Genomic DNA, 861 nt, shown 5'->3' with positions numbered 1-861 from the left:
GCAGCGATTCTGCGTTCGCTGATAAAAGTTGACAACCTGAGTGCGCAAAGGCACCTGGCTGATCCTACCGCTAGCGGTAGCGCGACAACGGGAAGGGCCGAGGATCTGTCCAAGCGACTGAGCCGCTTCTACAAACGGAATCTTGATCAGCGGCAGCAGGACCACAAGGCGCTTCGGGCGTTGTGACCTGCCCCCGGTTTTAGTCCGAACTGCAGTTAGAGTCCGAGGTTAAAAACTGCTGCTTTGCATCGTGCGCCCGAGCGAACTGCACCGGCGTCAGATAGCCGAGTGAACTATGAGGCCGCTCGGTGTTGTATTCGATACGCCATTCCTCAATTAGCTGCTTGGCGTGGCGCATTGAGACGAACCAGTGCTCGTTCAGGCATTCATCGCGGAACCGCCCGTTGAAGCTCTCGATATAGGCATTTTCCACCGGCTTGCCAGGCCGAATGAACGACAGCGTGACGCCGGCTTCGTAGGCCCATGCATCGTATGCGGTCATTTAACGACGCCCCTCAGAGGTTGAGTGCGGCAGGCATTGTCCAAGGCATGAGATCGGCGTAGTCGTCGGCGGTTGCAGCGAGAGGCAACCTGGTGAACAGCCTGACCAGATAGCGATACGGCTCGACGCCGTTCGCCTTGCATGTCTCGACGAGGGAGTACAGGTTGGCACTGGCCTGCGCGCCGGCGACCGTATCGGAGAACAGCCAGCCCTTGCGGCCGACGACGAACGGCCGGATCGCGTTCTCGCACAGGTTGTTCGAGATCGGCCAGTTGCCGTTACCGACGTATCGGACCAGCTTTGACCACTGCCCGCTCATGTACTGCAATGCCTTGCCGAGCAGACTCGACGGCACGACA

Annotated in this window: 2 protein-coding genes and 1 pseudogene; 1 reads left to right on the top strand and 2 read right to left on the bottom strand. The window is 59.2% G+C overall.

What is annotated here, in order from left to right:
* Positions 1-186, top strand: a 186-nt coding sequence (locus AC3IFE_RS01255) for a hypothetical protein (protein WP_489189354.1), incomplete at its 5' end; no start/stop codon positions are given.
* A gap of 13 nt (positions 187-199) precedes the next feature.
* Here AC3IFE_RS01255 and AC3IFE_RS01250 read toward each other — a convergent pair.
* Positions 200-496, bottom strand: a pseudogene (locus AC3IFE_RS01250) (integrase core domain-containing protein); the annotation flags it as partial.
* 19 nt (positions 497-515) lie between these two features.
* The coding region (locus AC3IFE_RS01245; protein ID WP_489189353.1) for an IS66 family transposase at positions 516-861 on the bottom strand (346 nt) is incomplete at its 5' end.

It is taken from the genome of Burkholderia sp. APQ4-4ca (assembly GCF_057837105.1).
This window is presented reverse-complemented; position numbering and strand designations above follow the sequence as displayed.